This window comes from Bowmanella yangjiangensis, assembly GCF_017255015.1.
Lineage (GTDB): Bacteria > Pseudomonadota > Gammaproteobacteria > Enterobacterales > Alteromonadaceae > Bowmanella > Bowmanella yangjiangensis.
In genome coordinates this window covers 1-806 of sequence record NZ_JAFKCS010000358.1, presented here as the reverse complement: position 1 = coordinate 806, position 806 = coordinate 1, and the positions used below count along the sequence as shown (strand labels likewise).

Sequence of the window (806 nt, the reverse complement as noted above, 5' to 3'; positions counted from 1 at the left end):
CCTATTACGCCAGTGCGTCCCTGGCCCTGAGTGCGCTGATGCTGTTCATGCGGCGCATGTTGCAGACCGAGGTGACGCTGCCCAGGGGCGACCGCCTGTTGCGCGGCATGATCCTGTTCTTTCTGGCCAGTCCTGTCGTGTTCGCCCTGGCGCTGCCGCAGGTGTCGCGCTATGCCATCCTGCTGTTCCTGCTCGCCGCCGTGGTGATGATCGGCGTGGGCGTGGCCTGCGCGTTGCAGCGTCAGCGCAGCGCCTATTTCTTTCTGGCCGCCTTCGGCCTGCTGATTCTCGGTGGCGCGAGTACCACTCTGCGTGCCCTTGGCGTGTTGCCGACCAATGTGTTCACCGAGGATGGCCTGCAGCTCGGTTCATCGCTGGAGATGTTGCTGCTGGCATTCGCCCTGGCCGATCGCATCAACGTGATGCGCCAGGAGAAGCTCCAGGCCCAGGCGCAGCTGTTGCAGGCGCAGAACCAGCTGGTGGAGAGCCTGCAGCGCTCCGAGCGCGAGCTGGAGCGACGTGTCGCCCAGCGTACCGAGGAGCTGCAGGTACTCAATCAGCGCCTGGAAACCCTGAGCATGACCGATGCCCTGACCGGCATCGCCAACCGCCGCCAGTTCGACGAGCTGCTGGCGCTGGAGTGCAAGCGTGCCACGCGCCATGCAGCGCCTCTGGGCCTGGCGATCATGGACGTGGACTGGTTCAAAGCCTACAACGACCGCTACGGCCATCCGGCAGGCGATGCCTGCCTGCGGCAGATCGCCCAGGCGCTCGCCACGGCCCTGGGCAGGCCCACCGATGTCATC

1 protein-coding gene is annotated in these 806 nt (G+C 65.9%); it reads left to right on the top strand.

Features of this window, described 5'->3' with window-relative positions; genetic code table 11:
- Positions 1-806, top strand: an 806-nt coding sequence (locus J0A65_RS24535) for a sensor domain-containing diguanylate cyclase (RefSeq protein WP_206596866.1), incomplete at both ends; no start/stop codon positions are given.